Here is a 24,059-nt window from a genome sequence, read left to right on the forward strand (position 1 = left end):
GTCGATATTTAGGAAGAAAGTAAACAACGGGATTTACCCGATTTGTTTACCCAATGCCTATGTCTTCAATTTTTTAGTATGGATTTAAATTTTAAAAATGGAATCAACAAAATATGGTCGTACCTATCATTTCCCATTTTCGCCAGGGACAAGCAGCGACGATCGTTTTAATCAATATTATTGGAAGGATATGCAATCTTTCCATCAACTGTTATTTACAGAAAAATTAGATGGCGAGAATAATTGCCTTTCACGGCGTGGAGTATTTGCACGATCTCATGCAGCTCCAACCACGTCGCCATGGACGGCCCAGCTTCGGGAGCATTGGTCCAGATTAAAAAACGATCTGGGTGATTTGGAGTTTTTTGGTGAAAATCTTTACGCTGTGCATTCGATCGAGTATATGCAACTTGAGCACTATTATTATGTTTTTGCTGCTCGAATTAAAGATCAGTGGCTTTCATGGGAAGAAGTTACTTTTTATGCCAGTTTATTTGATTTGCCTACTGTACCTGTTTTAAAACTCGACATGGTAAAGGATTTGACTGAGTTAGAACTTCGGCGTTTAGTCGAAAATTTGGCCATGCAGTCTTCTATATTTGGATCGGTTGATCCTAAAACTGAAGAAGCATGTACGATGGAGGGGTTAGTCTGCAGGAATGCTGATGCATATGCCGTCAGCGAATTTCAGCACAATGTTTTTAAATACGTTAGAAAAGGACATGTGCAGACCGACGAACATTGGACAAAATCATGGCGAAGAGCAAAAATGATTTGGGAAAGGAGGGATTATTCATGGAATGGACAATAGCAACAAATAAGGATTGGTCGGCTTTAGCGAAACAATTTTCTTGTGTCAGGGATATGGAACAGGTACAACAGGATCCTTTACATCATGCCGAAGGGAATGTCGCGATTCATACCCAAATGGTATTACAGCAGCTGGAAGCATTGCCTGAATATCGGAATCTGGATGAACAAAAGCAGGAGCTCCTCTGGGCTTCCGCTTTATTGCATGATGTCGAGAAGAGATCGACGACAGTTGTCGCTGCCGATGGTCGTATCAGTTCACCAAATCATGCCAAAAAAGGAGCACAGACCACACGGGAGATTTTATTTCGTGATGTGGAGACCCCTTTTGCATTACGGGAGGAAATTGTCGCATTGGTACGCTATCATGGGTTGCCATTATGGTTGATGGAAAAAGCCGATCCGATGAAGAGCGCCTTGGAAGCGTCACTATGTGTCAATATGAGTCAACTTAAGTTGTTGGCCGAAGCTGATGCTAAAGGAAGGTATTGTGGCGATTTGGATAATTTGCTCTATGCATTGGATATGTTCGAACTGTATAGTAAAGAGATTGGCTGCTGGGATGCCACGCGTTCTTTTTTGTCTGAAAATGCACGATTTACATATTTTAATGGAAACGATAGTTATGTTGGTTATGTGCCTTTTGATATATTCAAATCCACGGTGACTGTACTTTCAGGTTTGCCGGGAATGGGCAAAGATTATCAGATTTTAGCAATGAATACCGACCTCCCCGTTATTAGTCTGGACGACATCAGACGCAAGTATCGCATTGATCCGACCGATAAAAAGAGAAACGGATGGGTTGTACAGGAAGCAAAAGAGCAGGCAAAAAAATACTTACGCTGCGGACAGGATTTTATCTGGAATGCCACTAATATAACTTCCCAGATGCGAAAACAATTGATCGATCTTTTTGTCAGCTATCAAGCCTACGTGAAATTGTTGTACGTTGAAAAACCCTACAAGATTTGGCGCACGCAGAATAACGATCGGGAATATCCACTGCCAGATGTTGTATTGGATAAAATGCTTCATAATTTGGAAGTTCCGCAGTTGACAGAGGCGCATGAGGTTCACTACATTACGGAATAGATGGCGCTTTTTAGCAGGAGATTGCGGCTTTGTAGATTGGTTTTACGGATTAAGTAAATAAAGTACGAAAAGTTCGAATTTTACGTTAGTATAGTAAGGTTGTTTTCTGATAAACCGTATTGGATACCATAAATGCGAATCAGCCCGCCTATTTTAATGGCGGGCTGATTTTCTGTTAGAATCCTTTTTAGGAACACTAGTCACAATGTGCTGTCATTCCTTCAATTTTGGTGTTAACATGGACATGAGGTCCTTTTCTTTGATATCGATGACATCCATTACTTGAATTTATTTTCCCAGCCTTGCTCTTCGAGCTTATTTGAAATGGTGCCGCATGTATTTTTTATGATAAAATGAATGAGTAGCTTTGTCTGTACAAAAAATTGACAGACTGTTGGAAAAACTGAAAGAACATATAAAGAAATTTGTCGCTATCGATCCGGTCGAATTAGAAGAAATATTGCATTACTTTAAGACCAAAACGGTCGCGAAAAAAGAAAATATACTGGAGGAGGGCCAAGTGTGTAGATATCATTTTTTTGTATTGAAAGGTATTCTCCGTAAATTCTTTGTTAATGAAAAGGGAGTCGAACAAACGACTGAATTTGCCATAGAAAATTGGTGGATTACGGACAATATGGCTTTCGAACATAAGCTTGTTACGTCATTTTACATTCAGGCCGTAGAGACCTCAGATTTAGTTTATATCAGTCAAGAAAATCAAGAAAAATTGGTAGCTGCATTTCCGATCATGGAGCGTTATTTTCGATTTGTCTACCAAAGGGCTTATGCTGCTGCGCAAATGCGGGTTAAATATCTATTCTCTAAATCTAAAGAAGAATTCTACCATGATATGCTCCGTAAATATCCGCAGTTTGTACAACGTGTTCCGCAATACCTGATTGCTTCGTATCTGGGATTTACGCCAGAATATTTAAGTGAAATCCGTAAAAAAATACTTCCCTGAATCTCTTGCTATAATTTCATTGCAATTGAAGGCTAATAGCATTGGTCCGAATCTGCAATGCGAAAAGGGCTAATTTGAAATTGAAGCTTGTGTTCTTTTGCATAGTCTTGTGCTAATTTTTCGAATTTTTCCATTGCCTTTTCCTCAGAAGCAGCAAAACAGTGCAAGTTTAATTCCAAGGGTTTCTCTGAGGTGGCCGGATCGATACGCAATTGTTCAACTTCGGAGAGGACAACAGCAAAAGAAGTTTTACAGATCTCAACTTCTAAATGCGGCCCTATTAATTGAGATGATATGCTATAATAAGAATCATTATTTTGGATTTCTTCCTGAAAGGGGTCTAAATAGGTCGTAACAATAGATCGATAACCATATTTAGCATTACCAAAGAAGTGATCAATATATTCCTGTGCTTTTTCATATGTTGAGAAGACACCTTCCAGATTGGTGAATAAATCTGGATCTTCTTTTACTTCTTTTGAAACTACTGTATATACCTTAATGGGGTTGGTTGTCATATTTTGTATGCTACTGTTTGTACATTAAGTAAAAGTAAGTTTTTCTGCAAAAAAACTAATTTAGACTTTTATCTATGAGCGATTCTAAGATAAAATCCTCGTTTTAAAATAAAAAATTTCCTTTGTTAACTTGTAGCCTGTTTAGAGCAGGTTTTTGTGCTTTAAAGTTGTATATAATTTTCGTATTCTCCAAATTTTTTACTGATTGTTTTTATTTACTTTTCTAAAATAATACGAATTGCGTACACGACCCTGTCGTTGAGCCCTTTTTATGACCATCGTATCATCAAGTTCCTCCTACAAATAACGTGAGTCTATGTTGAGGCTAACTTTTTTAGTTGTTTTCACTGTGAAGTTACCTAGATTATACGGCCTAGGTGGGGCAATGTTAAAAGTAAGCTAATGAGAAGGGCAGGCATGTAGAATTGGAGATTAATCTAATTACTTCTAATGCCCAATGATGGAGACCTGTTTTGGCTAACTCATCAACGATATGGTTTTGTCCCAAACTTCGATCCTTTCATTTGACCTGACGTAAATAATGTATGTGACTTTTGTTTCCCTAACCATAAAAAAAATTCTAGGTCATGTCGGTTTTGTATTTAGTAAAGTTTGTATTATTTATTTCGTTAAATTTAAATTATTTTAAATTTGTTTTAATTTAAAATATAGTGAAATTATAGTTTAAAAAGATGTCATTTTTTATCAAAACTATGCTCTTTTGTCTCAATTTATTTTTAAATTTTATTTGTTTTAAAGCCTATGAAGGGCTTTTTGTTTGCTATATATTGTTTTTTAGCCAGAGGGCTGAACTATCCTCTTTATTTTGTTGGGATGCCGTGATTTGATTTTTATAGGCATTCAAACGTTTTCGTAAATAAATGAATTAAAAAGGTTTGATTGTATTTTCTTAATTAATACTATTGTTTTGTGTTGATTAAATAATAACCAATTGATATGAACGACTAAAAGGTCTTGTTGTTAGCCTTTTTATAGTTTTGTTTATTAATAACCAATAAATCTTAATCTATGAGAAAATTTAATCATTTAATTTTCGTTAGTTTTTCTTTTTTGTGTATGCTATTGCTGTCGACAGGAACCGTTCATTCACAAGGAACTGGAAAAGAATTAACGGGCGTCGTCAAAACTAATGATGGGCGTTTTTTGGAAAAAGTCACCGTTTTGGTGAAGGGAACTTCAACAGGTACTGTAACAGATAGCTACGGTCGCTTTAGTGTAAAATTGCAGCATAATTCTGCTAAGGTTACTTTAAGTTTTACCCATACAGGGTACTTGTCCAAAGAACTTGAGGTAGAAGTGGGTAAGGAAATAGAGATTACTCTTTCTGAATCTACAGAGAATCTAGATGAAGTTGTCGTTATTGGCTACGGAACCGCCAAGCGGAAAGATGTGACCGGCGCAATCGTTTCTGTTCAGACCGAAAAGCTTGAGAAGGAGGCGCCCAGGTCAGTTCAGGATCTCCTGCGGGGAAATGCAGCTGGATTGGTGATTGGACAGGGTAATTCAGCTAAAGGTGATGCTGATTTGCTCGTAAGGGGAAAGGGAACATTGAAAGCTGGCAGCAGTCCGCTAAATGTCGTGGACGGCGTTATTTTTGACGGAACATTTGCTGATATTAATCCCAATGACATTCAGTCAATCGATATTTTAAAAGATGCTAGTGCGACTGCTGTGTACGGTGCAAAAGCAGCCAATGGCGTTATCTTAATTACGACAAAAAGAGGTAAAAAAGGAAAACCGTCTATTACTTTCAATGGTAATTTTGGAATGGTGGAAAATGCAGGTATGCCTGCAGTGATGAATGCTGATGAGTTTTTGAAATATCGTTATGACTTTGAAGTAGGTCGTCGGACAGAGGACTATCTTAAAGCACACCCCGAAATGTTTGTGGACCCAAGACTGCTCAATGGAACCAATCAATTGGACTGGTATAATTACGATCAAAAGACGCCCGTTACAAATGTAACAGAGGATCAGCTGATCAGGTCTTGGCTTTCTCGATTAGAGCTTAAGACGCCGGAAATTGAAAATTACATGAACAATAAGATTACGGATTGGCAGGATTTGGTTTTTCAAAAGGGGATCCAGCAGGATTATGCAGTTGCTGTATCGAATAGTAATGAGGTGTCAAATTATTATTTGTCCTTGAATCATGTTGATAGAGAGGGGATTATATCTGGTAATAGATTTAGAAATTTTCGTACTAGATTAAATTTGGAAACAAAGATTACACCCTATTTAAAAGTTGGTGCTAATACTAATTTTGCGGTTCGAAATGAAGGTTTTTTACAGGCGGATTGGAAACAGTCCGCTGTGATATCTCCCTATGGATCAAATAATATCGATGATCCTACAAGTATTTATCAAAGACTTCCTACTGGAGATGTTACACCAGTAAATCCTTTTTTTGATAATCAATTTAGAGACCGAAAAGATCATTACAATACATTGAATTCCAGTTTGTACGGTGTCATTACTTTGCCCTTTGGGATAGAATTACAATCCAATTTTACGCCTTCGTTTATCTGGCACGAATATTATAACCACGATTCTTCTAAAAATCCAGAGTGGAAGGCAAAAGGGGGCAGTAGCGAACGATCATTTGAAAAAACCTATAATTGGCAGTTAGATAATGTGTTGCGTTGGAAGCGGCGATTTGATGAACATAATTTTGAAGTAACATTGCTTCAAAATGCAGAGAAAGGGCAGTATTGGCAGACCAAGGCCACAGCTTCTCAGTTTGTACCTTCTGATGTCCTGGGTTGGCATCGTCTGCAGGCGGGCACTATTCCATTGAATGAAAGTAATGATACCTACCGGACAGGGGACGCCTTGATGGCCCGCTTATTTTATTCCTTTAAAGATCGTTATATGTTGACTGCTTCTGTTCGACGTGATGGGTATTCAGCATTTGGCGCTCAAAATCCGAGAGCAACTTTTCCCGCCCTGGCTTTTGCCTGGGATTTTACGGCGGAAGAATTTATGAAAAAGACCAAATCCTGGTTAGACTATGGTAAACTGCGGCTTTCCTGGGGAAGAAACGGAAACCGCGATATTGGAATGTATGAAGCTCTTTCCGACATGACCTCTGGATTACATCCCTATATTGATGCGAGTGGAAAAGTTTATCTTTCTTCTCAGCTATACGTGAATAGAATGGCCAATTTGGGCTTAAAATGGGAGAATAAAAGTTCGTATAATGCCGGTTTGGATTTTTCAATTTTCCAAGGCCGTCTGAGTGGCGCACTAGATTTTTATACGGCGACGACGCAGGATTTATTGGTGGATCGAGCATTGCCAGAAATTATAGGGTTTAACAGTGTTGCCGCCAATCTTGGTGAGCTCTCAAATAAAGGTTTTGATATTACCTTGAATAGTAACATCATGAATAGGGGCGATTTTAGTTGGAATGCGACGGCGATCTTTATGTTGAATCGGAGAAAAATCGTGAAGTTATATGGTGATATGGTGGATGTGAAAGATAGTGAGGGAAATATCGTTGGCCAGAAGGAAGCGGACGATGTTAAAAATAGATGGTTTATTGGCCAGGATCCCGACCGGATATGGGCCTACCAACGAAATGGAATCTGGCAATTAGGGGAAGATGAAATGGCTGCAAAATATGGTAACCAACCTGGCGATTTTAAATATATAGATCAAAATGGAGATGGGGTCTTAACGGATGCCGATCGCGTATTTCAGGGGTATACAACACCGCGTTTTCGCTGGTCGTTTCGAAATGAATTGCGCTATAAAGATTTGAGCTTCTCTTTCTTTATGTACTCCAATTGGGGGCATTTCGCAGAATTCAATAGGGCCGCAAACAATAGTAATTTTGCAGATCGCAGTACGGATTATGCGCTACCTCGTTGGACCCCCGAAAATCCGATCAATGATTATGCCCGAATTGGTTCAAAAAATAACGGGACTAACTACATCAACAAGTCTTATATTAGATTGGAAAATATCGTATTATCATATTCCATTCCTAAAATACTCTTGAATTCGTTGAAAATACAGCAGTTACGTGTTGCTGCATCTGTGAGAAATGTAGCCTATTGGACAAAAGATTGGAGATTCGGTGATCCTGAAGCTTCAGGTGACCCAACCCCCCGTACGTATAACCTTAGTTTAAACCTTACCCTTTAATTTTTAGATCATGAAATTGAAAAAAAATATACTATTTAGTTTATGTATTGGTTCAATGGCTGTTTTTACATTTTCGTGTAGTAAGGATTGGCTTAAACCGAAACCCTTGTCTTTCTATGAGCCTGATGTTGCACTTGCCGATGCGCAAGGTATGTACTCCGCTTTAACGGCCTGTGAAAGAAATATGCGGCATGAATTTTTTGGCGATGCTGCACCCATTTTGACCGAAATTATTCAATCTGAAGTAGCCGTAGAGGGGACAACAGATAAAGCTGGTCCACAAATGGATATGGATATTGCACTACTCCCTGATGCAGATCTCAATAACAATGATAGAACTAAAGTGGGATGGTATTGGTACGAGGGATTTAAGGGGATAAAATATGCCAATCTGATTATTTCAAGAATAGATGTAGGAACTTTTAAAGACGAAAATGAAAAAAACGCGATTTTAGGAGCTGCTTATTTTCAACGTGCCTATCGTTATTTTAAATTGGTGCACCAGTTTGGCGATGTTCCTTTTATTGATAAAGAAATAAATGAACCGAAGTACGATTTCTATAGCTACGATCGTTGGAGTATTCTCGAGAAATTACGAAAAGACCTGGAATTTGCCTATCAATGGGTGCCCGAAAGAGTAGACCGTGGACGTACCTCCAAATCTGCCTGCGGTGTATTGTTGATGAAGGTCTGTATGGCTTTGGCAGATTTTGATCGGGCAATCGCCATCGGCAAAGAAATTGTTGCTATTCATCCACTTATGAAAAGTAGATTTACGGTGAATAAAAGTAGACCAAATACCAATCTGATGTTTGACCTTCATAGTGTTGAAGCAAAATTAGATGGTGCCAATACCGAAGGTTTAATGTATGTAGTTTCTTATCCTGGAGTTGATGGCTCTGATCGTATCAGAACAATGCGTAATGGCGTTCCTTTTTGGAACAACGGCGGTATAAAAACACCAGACGGAAAAACGGGGGCAGGATTATCATTGGCAGCGGATGAAACTGATCTTTCATTGGACTTAAATAAGAACTATGGTCGTGGTATAGGACGATTGCGTCCAACCTGGTATTTTACAAATCAGATTTGGAGGCCTGGCAAAGAGGATAATGACTTGCGGGGGATCTTTAACCGGGATAGTTGGCGAAAGATGGAAGATTTGAAGTACAATGAGCCCAACTTAAAAAAGACGGGCAATCCCTGGTATGGAAAAAATCTGGTTAAACCGGTGGGAATGAGTGTGGAGGATTCCATTCGGCTATGGTTCTCTTGGCCGCATTACAAATTATTTGTGCCGGATCCATTGCAGACACAATGGGAAGGCGGGGAGACCCCGTGGTATATTTACCGTTCTGCAGAAGTCTATTTATTGTTGGCCGAAAGTTACTATTGGAAAAATGATCTTGGTCAGGCTGCCATTGCCATTAACGAAGTCCGTCAACGCGCCGGTGCATCACAGCTAACAGCAGATGAAATCAATATCGGTGAGCTATTAGATGAGCGCGCACGTGAGTTGTATTACGAAGAAAACAGACATATTGAGCTCGTAAGGATTGCCTATACCTATGCAAAGACCCGAAAACCATGCGAAATTTTTGGTGGTCGTGTCTATGATTTAAAACAGATTAGCGGCCCAGGCGGAACGAATGCGAACATTAAACAAACTGGAGTTAATTTCTGGTACGATAGAGTGGTTGCTAAAAGTAATTTCTATAATAAAGGGGTAAAACATAAGTGGGCCGAATATAAAATTAGTGTGCACCATATCTTATGGCCTGTGCCCGCTAATGCGATTAATACCAATATTAAAGGTGTTATCAATCAAAATATAGGTTACCCAGGTGCAGAGAAAAATAAAACGCCGCTATTGGTTGAAGGTAAGTAACAAGTGTTTTCAAACGTTTTCGTAAATAAATCAGATCATTTGATTCATTTCACTTATATTAATTGATATTATTGTTTCGCTGAGTCAAATGATTAATGACTGCTTAGTAAATGATATGTATCAGGCTTGAATGTGGAGAAGCTGTGGATTGATAATTTTCAATAAATTGGCCAGACACACGTTGTAAGTTACAAACCAATGATGAATAAATAAACCGGGTCAATAGACTCAAGATTAAATTTTACAATGAAAAGAAATACACTATTTAAATCTGTTTTAATGGCTGCTATGGTCGGCAATGCTGTTATGTCGTATGCCCAGACAGATAAGAGTAATGAGAAAGGTTGGACGAACCTTTTTGATGGAAAAACGCTAAATGGCTGGAAATCTGTCGGCGGAAAAGCACCTTATTCTATAGAGGGCGATGCTATCGTAGGTCGAATGACAAAAGGTACACCCAATTCTTTTTTGATCACTGAAAAAGAATATGGTGATTTCATATTGGAGCTGGATGTTAAACTTGAAGGCAATGAAACAAACTCAGGTATTCAGACACGGAGCCATCTTGATCCAAAGGCTAATGATGGACGCGGACGTGTATATGGAAGGCAAGTAGAAATAGACCCCTCTGCCCGTGCTTGGACAGGTGGAATCTATGATGAGGCGCGTCGTGGATGGATTTATCCACTCGATTTAAATGAAAATGCTAAAAAAGCCTATAAAGTAGAGGAATTCAATCATATTCGAATTGAAGCCATTGGTGATGAGCTGCGCACTTGGATCAATGATATTCCTGTTGCTTATGTCGTTGATACGATCGATAGATCTGGCTTTATCGGGTTGCAGGTGCATGGTATTCCACCTAAACTGGATGGAAAGAAAGTGTACTTTAAGAATATTAAAATAAAAACAACCGACCTTAAATCAAAAGGTTTTCCAAAAGATCTTTATATCGTGAACTTGAAGCCAAACGACTTGGCTGACGCCGAAAAGAAGAAAGGTGTTAAGCTTTTGTTTGACGGTAAAACCAATAAGGGCTGGCGGAGTATACATGGCGATAAATTTCCGGAACGCGGTTGGGAAGTTAAGGATGGCCAAATGACTGTGCTAAAATCTGACGGTGGTGAATCGACCAATGGTGGCGATATCGTCACAAAAGATAAATACGCGGTGTTCGATCTTTCATTTGAATTTAAGCTTAGTCCGGGAGCCAATAGTGGTGTTAAGTATTTTGTGACTTTAAAAGAAAAATCAAAAGGATCGGCTATTGGTTTGGAATATCAAGTGCTGGATGATGCTTTACACCCTGACGCGAAGTTGGGACGTGACGGAAATCGTACCTTGGCATCGCTTTACGATCTCATTACATCCAATCGTGATGATCGCGCGCGTAGACCGATCGGCGAGTGGAATAGAGGTCGAGTTGTTGTTACAGCTGATAACAAGGTCGAACATTATTTAAATGGCATTAAGATGTTGTCTTATGAGCGGGGATCCAAAGCGTTTAAAGATTTAGTTCAGATCAGTAAATACAAAGATTGGGAAAACTTTGGCGAAGCGAAGGAAGGTTTTATTCTTCTCCAGGACCATGGTGATCGTGTTTCATTTCGCAGCATAAAAATTAATACACCGAATTAAGCCTATCTCTTATGAATCATTATTTATCGCGCAGAAGCTTTGTTAAACAGTCCGTCATCGCTGCAGGAGCGGTTATGCTGTCCAATAGTGTATTGGGGAATGTTAACTTGGCCAAACCAAATGAACGTGTCAACTTAGCCTGTGTAGGCTTGGGAAACAGGGCTGCCGACATCATTAAAGAACTCTATAAAACCGGACTCTGTAATATTGTTGCGCTATGTGATGTCGATCTTGGTGCGAAACATACGCAGGAAATTTTGGGTTTGTTTCCCGATGCACCGAAGTTTAAGGATTTTAGGGTAATGTTTGACAAAATGGGAAATCAGATTGATGCGGTAAGTATCGGAACTCCTGATTTTTCGCATTTTGCCATAACGATGCTTGCACTGGATTTAGGTAAACATGTCTACGTGGAAAAACCAATGGCGAGAACATTCCTTGAAGTCGAACTAATGGCAAATAAAGCTCGGAAAAACCCTAAGCTTGCTACCCAAATGGGAAATCAAGGGCACTCCGAAGCAAATTACTTTCAGTTTAAAGCCTGGAAGGATGCCGGCATTATTAAGGATGTGACACGCATCGATGCGCACATGAATATGCCGCGTAGATGGCATGGCTGGGATGTAAATATAAAGGGTTTTCCTGCGGCAGAAATGATCCCCGAAACGTTAGATTGGGATCTTTGGCAAATGCAGACTATTGGCCATAATTATAACAAAGATTTTGTGAATGGTCAGTGGCGCTGTTGGTATGATTTTGGAATGGGGGCTCTAGGCGATTGGGGGGCACATATATTGGATACAGCACATGAATTTTTAGATTTGGGGCTGCCTACAGAAGTGTCTGCTGTGAAGCTTGATGGGCATAATTCCTATTTTTTCCCCATGTCTTCAACCTTGAAATTTCATTTCCCAAAAAGGAAAAAGATGCCAGCAGTCGATATCAATTGGTATGATGGACTGGATAATTTGCCACCTATACCCGAAGGCTATGGTGTATCCGGACTGGATCCCAATATTCCTGCACCTAGTACAGGGAAATTGGAACCCGCCAAACTAAATCCTGGGAAAATTATTTATAGCAAGGATTTGATATTTAAAGGTGGCTCACATGCCAGTACCTTGCAGATTATTCCAGCAGCGAAAGCTAAGGAAATGGAATCTAGGCTGCCGGAAGTGCCAAAATCACCGTCAAACCACTTTGCTAATTTCTTGAAAGGTTGTAAAGGCGAAGAAAAAACCCGCTCGGCTTTTGAAATTGCAGGTCCTCTGAGCCAAGTATTTTGCTTGGGTGTAATTGCACAACGCTTAAACAGTAAGTTGATATTGAATACGCAGACAAAAGAAGTGACCAATGATAAGTTTGCCAACGCACTCTTAGCCGGACCTCCACCAGCAAGAGGTTGGGAGCAATATTATAAGATGTAAAGGCCATTAAATGGGTATCTAAAAGAAAGGGCAATGTGAACATTGCCCTTTTTATGTTTGAAATGAAAAGCCTTTATAACCTATCCCTACTATTATTGGGAAGATGGACGTACTTTTTCTCGATTCGGTGATATGATAAAGGATGATGGAAGATTATATTTTTGCAGTCATTTATAAAAAAAAGGTTTTCAAACGGGGAGAATGAAAACCTTAAATAACCAATTATAAACCTAAATTATGATGATACAAATGTAAGTGTATTTACTACACTATGCAAATTTATTTTAAAAAATAATTGAATCGACTTTAAACAAGCTATAGGAAGTAGCTATTTTTATAGGAGTAAACTGTATTTTTGACGAAACGGACTGCTATCTGCATTCTTTTTAAACGCTGTAGCTTTATGGATTTTAAAAAGCATCCGCGTAGACTTTTAGCTATTTTAAAAGCATGGAAAATTTAGAAGTATGGATGCGTGGACCTATTGAAGGGGTTCCCGCTCTTCTCCAACCTGTTGCGCATGCACTTTTGCAAGTTGAAGAAGATGTTTTGAAGTATACCGCACAAATATCCTCAGCGCAGCTTTGGACAAAACCGGGTGGCAACGCCAGTATAGGTTTTCACCTGCAACATATTCGTGGAGTAATCGATCGCATGTTTACTTATGCCGAAAATAAATCCTTAACGGATAAACAATTTGACGACCTCCGTCAGGAAGGTCTAGAAAATAGTGCTTTAAGCGTGATATCGCTTGTAGAAAACTTACATCGGCAGATTCAGCAATCTTTGCAAAAACTGGCGTTAATTGATCCGGACACCTTGACGGAACTACGTTTCTTGGGTAGAAAACGGATCCCTACTCCGTTGATTGGTTTGTTGTTCCACGCTGCAGAGCATGCACAGCGTCATGTCGGCCAATTACTGGTAACAGCACGATGTATGAACTAAAAACAACCTTTCGTTCTGTCAGCTAAAGTCTAAGATTTTTGAACCTGTTGTAACTTCTCTCCCCATTTCCCTAGTTCTCGAATAATTGGTTTGAGTTCATATCCCAGTGCAGTCAGCTCATAAAGTACACGTACCGGGACTTCTGCATATACAGTACGTTTAATAATGTTATCATCTTCTAGCTTGCGCAATTGGAGGGTGAGCATACGTTCAGTGATACCCGGTAAACATTTTTTGATTTCAGAATAACGTAGCGCGCCATTGATGAGATAACAGCATATGGCTAGAGCCCATTGACCACCAATCACATTAGCGGCAAAAACTTCGGGGCAATTATGCTCAAGTTGCTTTTTATTTGAAAAGTTAGTGGAGCTCGTCTTGATTTTAGTCATACGCACATTTTTTATAGTACCTAACATTGGGTTACAGATAAGCCAAAATAGGAATTATGTCGCTATTTTTAAATCATAGTCCTGTCGTTTATTAAAACTGCCGCTACGAATCGGCTAAATGTGGTGACTTGTGCATATATAGATACATAAATAAAATGAAAACATTAATAGTCGTTATTCACCCCAATTTTGCTGCTTCCGTCGTAAATAAAAGTTGGGTTAAGGCCTTGGAAAATCAACCTGAGTTGTATGACATCCATCAATTGCACCAAGTCTATGCTGATGGTAAAATTGATGTCTTGGCCGAGCAGCAGATGATAGAGAAATATGATAAAATTGTCTTTCAATTTCCCTTTTATTGGTTTAATTGTCCGCCGTTTTTCAAGCAATGGCTGGATGAAGTGCTTACCTATGGATGGGCTTATGGTAAGAACAGTGGCTACAAATTGGAAGGAAAGAAAATTGCATTAGCAATTTCTGCTGGGATAGACGAGCAGGAGTATAGGGAGACAGGAAAGTATAAATATAGCATGGAGCAATTAACAAGTCCTTTTGAAATTACTTTTGATTATGTTAAAGCGGATTATCAAAAACCTTTCGTCTTTTATGGAATTGAAAAAGAGTCATCTACCGCATGGGTAGAAGAGGGCGTGACGCGCTATCTCCGTTTTTTGGAGCAACTCTAGTTAATAAATATCAGGGCTTGTTTATTGTTGCTTAGCTTTTGTGATATACGAATCAATCCAAAGAAATAGGCTTATCAAGAAAGCATCTTTCTCAAGATGCTTTCTCTTTGTTGTTTTACCGTGTTGTATAACCACCATTGGCAAAAATGGTCTGCCCCGTTATCCACCAACCATCGGTGACCAAGAATTCCACCAAAGGCGCAATGTCTTTTATATCGGTTAGCCCACCTAATGCTGAAGCAGATTTATGGTAAGCAACAGCGTCTTCGCTTTCCTGTCCATAGAAAAATGGCGTATCCATTGGCCCCGGGGCTACAGCAGTAACCGAAATTCCCCGTTCTCCAAATTCTTTTGAAGCAGCTCGCGTAAAATGCTCTACTGGAGCTTTCAGTCCTTCATAAGTAGAGTATAATCCCGTATAGGCCGCCAATAATGAGGTAACAATCGTACAGATTTTGCCATTTGCATTCAGTTTTTTACCCGCCTCCCGAATAAAGAAATAAGCAACTTTTGAATTGATGTCACTCATGCTGTCATATTCTTCGACCGTGGTATCCACAATTGGCTTTTTCAATACTTTACCGACCGTATTAATGGCGATATCTACGCCACCAAACTGCTCAATTGCAACATCAAAAAGTTTCGTGATATGCTCAATTTTTGTCAGGTCCGCCTGCACTAATATTGCTTCTGCCCCCGCGGATTTGACAGCTTCCAGAGTTTGTTCAGCGTCTGCTTTGGTATTTTCACTATTGTAATGGATCACCAGCTTTGCCCCTTGAGCCGCAAAATCCCGACTTAATAATCCGCCAAGGTTTTTTGCACCACCAGCGATAAGGACAACTTTTCCTTTTACATCATTTCTTGCCATAATAATTTAAATTTTGATTATAGCAAATCTCACAAATGTTAAGGAACCTCTTATGGTGAACTTTTCGCTTTTTTCAATTGACGAAATTGTGATGGCGACATGCCTTCATATTTTTTAAAAAATTTGGTGAAGTTGGACGGGTCGTATGTCAGCATCTGTGCAATTTTCGCAATGGTCAGATCGCTATTAATGAGTAGGTCTTTGATACAAGCTAATATTTTTTGTACATAAAAATAGCAGGGGTGATTTCCGGAAGTTTCCTGTATAATCTTGATAAGATGCTTTTGTGAAACACAGAGTATGTTGGCGATATCCTGAAGCTCCATCATATCTATGCTGTCTCCACGAACCAATTCCGCTAAATGACGATCTAAAAAGTTAAAATATTGAATCGTAATCTCTTCACTTCTTTTTCTATTGGAGAGCAATGCTGTGTTCATTTTAATTCCTTTCCGAATTGTTAGGTTAAATATAAACAAATAATACTGGACGTAATATTTTTTACCTGAATAATCGAGAATTCCGCATAATGGACTCGTCAACGTTATAGACAAAGATTTTTATCCTCGACACTGCTCTTGATCACCCGAACGATTAATTTGTAAATTCGTATACTTGTAGAATTCTAAGAGAAATTCGTAATTTTTATAATCCCGCATAAAAATAAACTGAGTATATGCAGATACTTTTAGTAGAAGACGATCGCCGTATTAGCAGCTTTGTTGTTAAAGGTCTAGAAGAGATGGGCCACAAGGTCATTTTGGTTGAATCTGCGGAAGCGGCACGTGAATGGATCAATGCGGATTCATTGGACATTGTCGTACTTGATATTATGTTGCCCGGAATAGATGGTATACAATTTACGAAGATGATCCGATATCGAAAAAATCATATTCCAATATTGATTTTAAGTGCCTTAGGAGAAGTTGAAGATAAAGTCGAGGCCTTGGAAAGTGGTGCTGATGATTTTCTTGTCAAACCCTTTTCCTTTAAGGAATTGGTTAGCCGTATCAAAGCCTTGGTACGCCGCGACAATTATAAAAACGTACCAAAGGATAGCTGCGTAGAAATTCATGATTTAAAAGTGGATCTTGAACGGTATGAAGTCCATAAGAATGGTAAAAATATCGATCTATCACCTAAAGAATTTAAACTGTTGAAGTATCTGATCGAAAATCGCAATAAAACCCTTTCAAGAACAGCGATCTTACAGGCCGTCTGGGGAATTGATTTTGATAATAATACCAATGTTGTCGATGTATACGTTTCTTATTTAAGAGGTAAGATTGATGCGGGGAGTGATACCTCCATTATCAAAACGGTGAAAGGGGTAGGTTATATGCTCACAACGGACTGACCATGAATTTAAAGATTCGACTCACACTCTTTTCTACCTTGGTATTCACCATCATTTTTGGGCTTGCAACGCTAGTCATCTACTGGATATTTTATAATTCTTCTGAACGACATCTGATAAGCTCGCTGGAAAAAAATGCGAAGATAGCCGGTATTTATTACCTTGAAGCGGACGAACAGAGCCCGCTAAAGCACATGGAATCCAAAAATCAATATGAAAGTCTGGTCAAGCGCGCGATGGTAGCCGTTTATAACGCAGCGGGGAAGGTGAGTTATGGTGGTATGCGGTTTGATAATCAAATTAATACAGATTTGCTGAACCAGCTGAAAACAGACAAAACGGTTTATTTTAAAACAGCCGATAGCTTTTATTTTGGTTTGTATTATCCCGATAATCAGGGCGATTTCTTTGTGTTTGTCAAAGAGTCCAGCGCAGATTTTGATCATCAGTTGAACCGTTTACTCATTACGCTTGTCTTTGTTTTTCTCATTGCATTGATTAGTATTGCCTTGTTGTCGGTCTGGCTGAGTAAGTATGCTTATCTGCCCATTCGTAAAGTGATCCAAGAAATTCAGCATAAAGATTTAAGTACCATTCAGGAGCCCTTGACCGCCATAAAAACCAAGGATGAACTCCAGGATCTGATTGAAAGTTATAATGCACTCCTACGTCGGATCAGTGAAAATATGATTATCAGAAAGAACTTTGTAAGTTATGTTTCCCACGAGTTCCGAACGCCTTTAGCGGGTATCCTGGGCTCAATGGAGGTCTTCGGCGCAAAAGTTAGAACGGAGGAAGAATACCGTGAACTCGCCGAAACCATTACCGAGCATGTGAATTTTCTGAATCAGCTTATTGGTAATTTTCTCTTGCTGACCGAAGATCAGGCGCTGAAACGTTCCCTGGAAACCTTTCGCATAGATGAGATTGTTTGGGATCTTGTTCCTAAATTTTCGCGATCATTTGCCGTACCCTTAAAAGTCGATATAGAGGTCGACGAGCCGCAATATTTTAATTTCCAGGGTAATAAGATGCTCGTTTCCCTTTCGGTCTCTAATTTAATCGAAAATGCACTTAAATATGCAAATGGGCAAGAAGTGCTTATCCGAATGACAAATGTACATGGTAGGCTGTCTTTGCAAATTATAGATCATGGTATCGGTATCCCACAGGCCGAACTGGAGTCTGTGAAACAGACTTTTTATCGTGGATCAAATGTCGGTCAGGTGAAGGGCAGCGGCATAGGCCTCTCATTTGCACAGATCGTTTTTAAGGATCAGGGCGTAGACTTTGATATTCGTTCGAACGAGCTGGGAACAACCGTATCTCTGCTATTCCCTAAATTCTAATCCTTTTCTAATCTCTTCTAATTAAACTTTAATTTAACCTAAAGTTGCCTGTAATCCCTTTCAGTTAGTTTTGTGAAAATTCAAAATTAAGTGAGAAAACTACAGATTACATTATTGCTGCTACTTGGCCTGAATAGCAAACTATTTTCACAGGAAGCGATTGAAAGCCGTTTACGAAAATCAGAGATTGAACAGGTATTTCTTGCGCATAACCTGAGCTTAATGGCGCAACGTTTTCATATACAACAGGCACAGGCTGCCGTGCTTCAGGCAAAATTGTGGCCCAACCCTACGATCTCAATATCAGAGGTCAATCTTTGGAAAAATTCCAGCAGTGAATCCTTTCCTGCGCTGATCGGTCAGTATGGTAAATACCAGCAGGTGGCTGTTGAACTGGAACAGACCATCGAAATGGCCGGTAAACGAAAAAAAAGGGTGCAATTGCAGCTTTTGGAGAAAGAGAACGCGCAGCTTCAATTTGAAGAATTACTGCGGAATTTGAAATATGATCTCCGGAACCAATGCCTCGAGCTACAGATCCTACAGGAAAAAGAACAGTTATACAGTAGTCAGGTCGATATCTTTCAGACCCTAGCGAAGTCCTTTCAAAATCAATGGAAAGAAGGCAATGTGAGTGAAATGGACTATCTCAGGGTTGAAAGTGAGTCTATTGCATTTGGGAATAAGCTCAACGAAATCCAGCAGGAAAAAATCGCAAAAATGAATGCAGTTGCAAGCTATCTAGGAGATAAGGGGGCTGCGCTTTACATTTCGGATACGATAGGCATGCCGCTTTTTCTCCTGGGTACGAAACAGGAATGGAAAATGATGGCCCTTGAAAACCGTAGCGACTATAAAATCATCCACAATACCTGGAAGAAAAGTAATGCGCAATTGGAAATAGAAAAAGCCGAACGCACACCAGATTTGAAGGTATCGATGAATTATGACCGGGGCGGAAATATCATGCGCGATTTTATAGGCCTGGGTGTTGCCATGGATCTTCCTTTATTTAATCGAAACCAGGGGAATATCAAAATTGCCAAACTAGAGCTTGAGAAAAATAAAGTTGAAATCGCACAATTTCGTATCGATATAGAACGAGAGATCGATTTCCTTTCGACGCGTTTGAGTAATCTCGAAACGAGCTTGAAGACGATGGATACAGGCTTTGATCATAAACTGGATGTCGCGCTTGAGCGCTATGTCCGCAATTTTCAAGAACGACGGTTGACCATCGTTGAATTTATAGACTTTATCAATAATTATATGGAAAACAAAGAATCAATATTAGAGCGCAGGGCAAAATACCTTCAGTATAAGGAAGAATTGACGTATTTAATCGGAAAGGATATTGTCTAATGAAAGGGAACTTTTTAATACCATTGACACTCATGTCCATCTGTTTATTGTGGAGCTGTCAATCAACGAAAAATGAAGAGCAAGCGCTGCCGGCAACCAAAGGTTTTTGCCTTAGCGCGGATTTCAAAAATCAAATTAAAATTGATTCGATACAGAAGCGGGCGGTATTTGAACAGATTGCTTTAAATGGTGTTATCCAATATGATCAGGATGAACTTGCGGCGCTGAAGAGTCCGATACCCGGTATCGTGCAGTCTGTCTCGGTCAAGATGGGTGATTATGTGGAGAAGGGACAGATTCTCGTATCGCTTAAAGGGACATCGGTTAATGATTTAGGGAAGGAGCTGCGTGAGCTGGAGAATAGCAAGCGTTTGGTGGAGAGTAAATTGGCAAGCCTTCAGAGTCTACTGAAAGATGGTATGGCTTCTCAACGGGAACTGGAAGAGATGGAAAGTGAATTGAAAGCCACACAGATCGGAATTCGCCATGTAAAGGCCAATATGAGTTTGCTTAATGGATCATCAGAAAATGGTGTTTTTTACATTCGTGCACCCAAAGCGGGTTATATAGTCGATAAAAAGGTGAGCCCCGGTATGACAGTTGGTGATGATGCCGAGTTACTCTCGGTAAGTAAACTGAATGAAGTATGGGTTTCGGTCAATATTTATGCAAATAACTTACCCTTTGTGAAAAATGGCGCGCCTGTCAAAATCACAACGTTAGCCTATAAAGGGGAATCTTTTGATGGCTATATTGATCAGGTAGCCAATTTCTTTGATCCTGAAGAACGTGTCGTCAAAGCGCGTGTAAAGTTGTTAAACAAAGACCTTAGATTAAAACCGGGCATGAGTGTGGATGTATTGGTCGAAAAAGCTGTTTCTGGACAAGAACAGCAGATGTTGGCTATTCCCAAAGATGCCATCATCCTGCATAATAACCAGAATTTCGTGGTGCTGTACAAAAATGACTGTGATCTAGCGGTAAAGCCTGTAGATATTGTTGCTGAGAATGAGACCTATGCTTTTGTCAAAACAGGAATAGCCGAGGGAGATCAGGTGCTGACAGAAAATGAGCTGATTGTATTTGATGAATTGATAAATAGATAGGATGAAGAAAGTTGTACAAAATATTGTTTCATTTTCATTGAAACACTCCTTGGTCGTCCTGTTTTTTACGTTGGCATTATTATTCGGCGGGATATACGCTTACCTGCATACACCTATTGAAGCTTTCCCCGACGTCACCAATACACGGGTCAGGATTATCACGCAATGGCCGGGACGTAGCGCCGAAGAAATCGAGAAGTTCGTTACATTACCGGTAACCAAAGAGATGAATACCATTCCAAAGAAAACGGATGTTCGTTCGATCTCGTTGTTTGGCTTATCCGTTGTAACGATTCAATTTGAGGATGGAGTAGAGGACTTTTATGCCCAGCAGTATGCGGGTAATAAGATGCGTTCCATCGATTTGCCGGACGGCGCGGAAAGCTCCATCGAACCACCTTCGGGTGCTACCGGAGAAATTTTTCGCTATGTGGTGAAGAGCAATCTTCCGATTAAAGAAGTCTCTGCCATTCAAGATTGGGTGATTGAAAGGGAACTTGTGGGGGTGCCAGGTGTGGCGGACGTCGTGAGTTTTGGGGGGGAGGAAAAGATCTATGAAATAAAGATCAACCCAACAGAGCTGGCGAATTATAACTTGTCGCCACTGGACGTGTATGAAGCTGTATCGCGTTCGAATATCAACGTCGGCGGGGATGTGATCCAGAAAGGAAATCAAGCCTATGTCGTTCGTGGGGTAGGTTTATTGGATAAGATCGATGATATTGGCAATATTTTGATCAAGGTGGTCGGCAATACACCGATTTTAGTTAAACATGTGGCCGAAATAGAATTGGGAGCAAAGCCACGTCTTGGCCAAGTGGGACACAATCAGGAAGATGATCTTGTACAGGGAATAGTCATTATGCTGCGGGGAGAAAATCCTTCGGCTGTCGTCACAAGGCTAAAGGCAAAAATCGAAGAGCTAAACCAACGTATTTTACCCGAAAATGTCAAGATCGAACCCGTTATAGATCGTACTAAACTGGTGAATAATACCGTACATACGGTTTCCAAAAACCTGATAGAAGGGGTTATTCTGGTTTCGATTATTGTCTTTATCTTTTTGAATAACTGGAAGACAACCTTTATCGTGGCATCAGTGATTCCATTGGCCTTCCTGTTTGCCATCATATTATTGAAAATACAAGGTTTGCCGGCCAATCTGATTTCAATGGGGGCGTTGGACTTTGGACTCTTGCTCGAAGGAACATTGGTAATCGTCGAGACTGTTTTTGTCTCTTTGGAAAAAGAGGCCCATCGGCTTGGGACGGAACGCTTTAATAAAATCTCCAAGCTAGGGATCATAAAAAAAAGTGCAGGTTCTGTTGCAGGGTATATCTTTTTTGCACTATTGATTTTAATTGTCGCACTGACTCCTATTTTCTCTTTTCAAAAGGTGGAAGGAAAAATGTTCTCACCATTAGCCTTTACGCTCGGTTACGCCTTGTTGGGGTCCTTGATCCTGAGTTTGACCTATGTGCCTGCGATGTGTAAATACTTATTAAAAAAGAACATCAAAGAAGATGAAAATAAGATCACTAAAGTCAGCCGTAATGCCATTTTTAAAGGTTTTAAAAAGGCTTTTGACCATCCAAAATGGACATTGTCTATTTTTATGGTTGTCTTGTTCGTCTGTATGTTCCGGTTTAGCCATTATGGTTCCGAGTTTCTTCCAAAATTGAATGAGGGTGCAATCTATGTTCGCGCAACCTTACCCAATAGTGTCAACCTGGAAGAATCGGTGAAGCTGACCAAAACAATGAAAACAAAACTGATGAAGCAGTTTGACGAGATCGACTTTATAATGACACAGACAGGCCGTCCCAATGATGGCACGGATCCAACAGGCTTTTTTAATATTGAATTTAATATTGAATTGAAGCCCGAGGGGGAGTGGAAACGTAAACTTTCCAAAGAGAAATTGATCAGTCAGATGCGGGATAGCCTGCAGACTTTTCCTGGAATCAACTTTGGCTTTAGCCAGCCGATTCAGGATAATGTGGAGGAGTATGTGGCCGGGGTAAAAAGTCCACTAGTTATCAAAATCTTTGGTGAAAACTTACAAGATTTAGAGAATAAGGCCAATAAGTTTGCAGAGTCACTAAAAAAGGTCAATGGCATTACGGATGTCAATGTTTTTAAAAATATAGGTTTGCCAGAACTCCGCATTCAACTGCATGATTCAAAAATGGCTAAATATGGCGTTTCAACCAAAGATGTGCAGTCCGTGATCGAAATGACTATCGGGGGGCAATCTGTGACACATTTCTACGAAAATGAGCGGATCTTTGATGTTCGCCTGCGCTTCCAAAAATCATACCGCGACAACCCCGAGAAGATCGGAAATATCATTATTCCGACGATGAATGATCAGAAAGTACCCCTACGGGAGATCGCAACAATAGATTATCATACCGGGCCGGCATTTATTTACAGAGAAGGGAATTCCCGCTATATTGGTGTTGGCTTCAATATTGAAGGTCGAGATTTGGGAAGCACAATTGCCGATGCGAAAAAACAGATAGAAAGAGATGTGAAACTGTCCAAATCCTATAAGGTCGTCTGGGCTGGTGAATTCGAAAGCAAGGAACGGGCAACAAAACAACTGATGAATGTTGTGCCAATTTCGTTGATTTTGATCTTACTCTTGCTGTATGCCAATTTTGGTAATGTCAAAGATACGCTGATTTCTTCACTGACCCTCGCCTTTGCTTTTATTGGTGGATTCATTTCCTTGTGGATTACTGGAACGACATTTGGAATTTCGGCCGGTATCGGATTTATTATTCTCTTTGGCGTAGCCACGATTGATGGTATTGTCTTAATCGGGATTATGAAAGAAAATCTGTTGAATAAAATGCGCTTGAAACCTGCTATTTATGAAGCTGTCAAAAGCCGGATCAGACCCATCTTAATGATTGCATTAATGGGGGCGATGGGCTTATTGCCAGCTGCACTTTCAAACGGTATGGGGTCTGAAATTCAAAAACCCCTGGCGATTATGATTGTTGGTGGATTGATTATTTGTATGATTCTCTCGTTTTCAGTACTACCTATTGTTTTTTACTTCGCTTATAAGAAGGAGAACCGCGATTAGTTACCCATTTTTAATTATTATATACGATACAAAGGTTGCCTATCCGACAGTGCAACCTTTGTTATTTTTAACATGCAGCTGTACGTTTCGTAATAGCGATCCAAAGTTGAAGCGAATAGCGATATATCGTTTACATGCTATTTTGTGTAAATCTTGTTATAAATGTTGAATTTACATTTAAGTTCCTTAAATTAAGCCTCAACATAAAAAGCACTTCGTTGAAGTTTTGCCGAGATAATTTATAAAGCTGTATTTAAAATTAGAAAAAACATTCTTTTGAATCCTCGTGAGTTGTATTTACGAGAAAAGGTCAATATTAGGTCAGTGTTGATTAATTCATAAGAAGACTGAACGTACTATTCCAGATAGATTTGTGAT

The 24,059-nt window shown here is 39.7% G+C and carries 18 protein-coding genes; 14 read left to right on the forward strand and 4 right to left on the reverse strand.

What is annotated here, in order from left to right; genetic code table 11:
• Nucleotides 1-97 precede the first annotated feature (97 nt).
• The 3 genes from B3600_RS21430 (at nt 98) to B3600_RS21440 (ending at nt 2,872) form a co-directional block, all read left to right on the forward strand.
• Complete coding sequence (locus B3600_RS21430; RefSeq protein ID WP_115047927.1) at nt 98-811, forward strand: RNA ligase family protein; 714 nt, start codon at nt 98-100, stop codon at nt 809-811.
• Nucleotides 754-1,905, forward strand: coding sequence for an AAA family ATPase (locus tag B3600_RS21435; protein ID WP_286754336.1), 1,152 nt, complete (start codon nt 754-756; stop codon nt 1,903-1,905). Before B3600_RS21430 ends, B3600_RS21435 begins: the two co-directional genes overlap by 58 nt.
• A 394-nt stretch (nt 1,906-2,299) precedes the next feature.
• Nucleotides 2,300-2,872 (forward strand): Crp/Fnr family transcriptional regulator, encoded by a 573-nt coding sequence (locus B3600_RS21440; protein WP_236560159.1) that lies wholly within the window; start codon nt 2,300-2,302, stop codon nt 2,870-2,872.
• A gap of 32 nt (nt 2,873-2,904) precedes the next feature.
• Here B3600_RS21440 and B3600_RS21445 read toward each other — a convergent pair whose 3' ends face one another.
• Nucleotides 2,905-3,390, reverse strand: coding sequence for a hypothetical protein (locus tag B3600_RS21445; RefSeq protein ID WP_070569433.1), 486 nt, complete (start codon nt 3,388-3,390; stop codon nt 2,905-2,907).
• A gap of 1,029 nt (nt 3,391-4,419) precedes the next feature.
• On the opposite strand from B3600_RS21445, the gene B3600_RS21450 reads away from it, so the two are divergent.
• The 5 genes from B3600_RS21450 to B3600_RS21470 all read left to right on the forward strand — a co-directional run bounded on the left by B3600_RS21450 (nt 4,420) and on the right by B3600_RS21470 (nt 13,461).
• Entirely contained in the window at nt 4,420-7,560 is a 3,141-nt protein-coding gene (locus tag B3600_RS21450; protein WP_286754337.1) for a SusC/RagA family TonB-linked outer membrane protein, read from the forward strand.
• Nucleotides 7,561-7,570: 10 nt separating this feature from the next.
• Nucleotides 7,571-9,448: a RagB/SusD family nutrient uptake outer membrane protein gene (locus tag B3600_RS21455; RefSeq protein ID WP_286754338.1), complete on the forward strand. Its 1,878-nt coding sequence runs from the start codon at nt 7,571-7,573 to the stop codon at nt 9,446-9,448.
• Between the two features lie 246 nt (nt 9,449-9,694).
• Nucleotides 9,695-11,086 (forward strand): 3-keto-disaccharide hydrolase, encoded by a 1,392-nt coding sequence (locus B3600_RS21460; RefSeq protein WP_084823277.1) that lies wholly within the window; start codon nt 9,695-9,697, stop codon nt 11,084-11,086.
• A gap of 11 nt (nt 11,087-11,097) precedes the next feature.
• Entirely contained in the window at nt 11,098-12,513 is a 1,416-nt protein-coding gene (locus tag B3600_RS21465) for a Gfo/Idh/MocA family protein (protein WP_286754339.1), read from the forward strand.
• A gap of 450 nt (nt 12,514-12,963) precedes the next feature.
• Nucleotides 12,964-13,461, forward strand: a complete 498-nt coding sequence (locus tag B3600_RS21470) for a DinB family protein (protein WP_286754340.1) — start codon at nt 12,964-12,966, stop codon at nt 13,459-13,461.
• A 29-nt stretch (nt 13,462-13,490) separates the two neighbouring features.
• Here the strand turns inward: B3600_RS21470 and B3600_RS21475 are convergent, their stop codons facing one another.
• A complete protein-coding gene (locus B3600_RS21475) occupies nt 13,491-13,853 on the reverse strand; it encodes a winged helix-turn-helix transcriptional regulator (RefSeq protein WP_286754341.1) in 363 nt (120 codons plus the stop codon).
• A 155-nt stretch (nt 13,854-14,008) separates the two neighbouring features.
• Here B3600_RS21475 and B3600_RS21480 point away from each other — a divergent pair, with 155 nt between their 5' ends.
• Entirely contained in the window at nt 14,009-14,539 is a 531-nt protein-coding gene (locus B3600_RS21480; RefSeq protein ID WP_286754342.1) for an NAD(P)H-dependent oxidoreductase, read from the forward strand.
• Nucleotides 14,540-14,654: 115 nt separating this feature from the next.
• On the opposite strand, the gene B3600_RS21485 is transcribed toward B3600_RS21480, so the two are convergent.
• Nucleotides 14,655-15,410 carry an SDR family oxidoreductase gene (locus B3600_RS21485; protein ID WP_070569450.1) on the reverse strand — a complete coding sequence of 252 codons (756 nt, stop codon included), beginning with the start codon at nt 15,408-15,410 and terminating at the stop codon, nt 14,655-14,657.
• A gap of 50 nt (nt 15,411-15,460) precedes the next feature.
• Nucleotides 15,461-15,850 carry a helix-turn-helix domain-containing protein gene (locus B3600_RS21490; protein WP_046675721.1) on the reverse strand — a complete coding sequence of 130 codons (390 nt, stop codon included), beginning with the start codon at nt 15,848-15,850 and terminating at the stop codon, nt 15,461-15,463.
• A gap of 236 nt (nt 15,851-16,086) precedes the next feature.
• Between B3600_RS21490 and B3600_RS21495 the strand changes: the two genes are divergently transcribed.
• The 5 genes from B3600_RS21495 (at nt 16,087) to B3600_RS21515 (ending at nt 23,681) form a co-directional block, all read left to right on the forward strand.
• Nucleotides 16,087-16,767 carry a response regulator transcription factor gene (locus B3600_RS21495; RefSeq protein ID WP_046675722.1) on the forward strand — a complete coding sequence of 227 codons (681 nt, stop codon included), beginning with the start codon at nt 16,087-16,089 and terminating at the stop codon, nt 16,765-16,767.
• 2 nt (nt 16,768-16,769) lie between these two features.
• The gene (locus B3600_RS21500) at nt 16,770-18,116 is read left to right on the forward strand and encodes a sensor histidine kinase (protein ID WP_286754343.1); all 1,347 of its coding nucleotides are present in this window, start codon (nt 16,770-16,772) and stop codon (nt 18,114-18,116) included.
• Nucleotides 18,117-18,206: 90 nt separating this feature from the next.
• Complete coding sequence (locus B3600_RS21505; protein WP_286754344.1) at nt 18,207-19,478, forward strand: TolC family protein; 1,272 nt, start codon at nt 18,207-18,209, stop codon at nt 19,476-19,478.
• Nucleotides 19,478-20,584 carry an efflux RND transporter periplasmic adaptor subunit gene (locus tag B3600_RS21510; RefSeq protein ID WP_286754345.1) on the forward strand — a complete coding sequence of 369 codons (1,107 nt, stop codon included), beginning with the start codon at nt 19,478-19,480 and terminating at the stop codon, nt 20,582-20,584. Before B3600_RS21505 ends, B3600_RS21510 begins: the two co-directional genes overlap by 1 nt.
• 1 nt (nt 20,585) lies before the next feature.
• Entirely contained in the window at nt 20,586-23,681 is a 3,096-nt protein-coding gene (locus B3600_RS21515) for an efflux RND transporter permease subunit (protein ID WP_286754346.1), read from the forward strand.
• Nucleotides 23,682-24,059: the final 378 nt, after the last annotated feature.

Origin of the sequence: Sphingobacterium sp. UBA2480 (assembly GCF_002341965.1) — a bacterium.
GTDB lineage: Bacteria > Bacteroidota > Bacteroidia > Sphingobacteriales > Sphingobacteriaceae > Sphingobacterium > Sphingobacterium multivorum.